The sequence below is a fragment of the Halopseudomonas sp. genome (assembly GCF_038130085.1).
GTDB lineage: Bacteria > Pseudomonadota > Gammaproteobacteria > Pseudomonadales > Pseudomonadaceae > Halopseudomonas.
The window spans coordinates 1,047-1,590 of the sequence record NZ_JAYPMU010000054.1; the positions used below are offsets into that span (position 1 = coordinate 1,047).

Annotated in this window: 1 protein-coding gene; it reads right to left on the reverse strand. The window is 60.8% G+C overall.

From position 1 onward, the window contains the following. Positions 1-386: response regulator (locus tag AAFM31_RS17705; protein WP_341709175.1), on the reverse strand; the 386-nt coding region annotated here is incomplete at its 3' end. Positions 387-544: the final 158 nt, after the last annotated feature.

Consider the following 544-nt stretch of genomic DNA (forward strand, 5'->3'; position numbering starts at 1 on the left):
AAGACGCGGGTCACCGCTTGGCGCAGGGCGTTACCATCGGAGCTCTTGGGGATGAAACCGAGTGCGCCGGCGGCCAGCGCCGCCTGAGCCTCTAGCGCGGAATCACTGGCGCTGAGAATCGCCACCGGCGTGCTCTCGCCGCGCGCCAGCCAGCGCTGCAACAGTTCGATGCCGGGCTCGTCAGGCAGGCGCAGGTCGAGCAGGATCAGGTCGTAGTCATGCTGACGCAAGCACTGCTCCGCTTCTGCAGCGCTGTGCGCGGTGTGGATCTGCAGGTTCTGGCTCAGTGGCGACAAGGCCAGGGAGAGGCCGTCGAGAAAGATGCGGTGGTCGTCGACCAGCAGCAGGCGAAGATTGTCGGGCAGGGTGGTGCAGAGGGCAGTCATGATGTTCTCACGCGGCTTTTATTGTTGTTCTGCCGCGTGAGTGTAACAGGCTGTTGAAAACGTAGGCGAGGCAGTCAGTGCAAGGCAAAAACAGCCGAAAAAGCGCAGTTTACGCGTGGTAAATGAGCATTTTGAGGCTGTTTTTAACGCAGCAATGG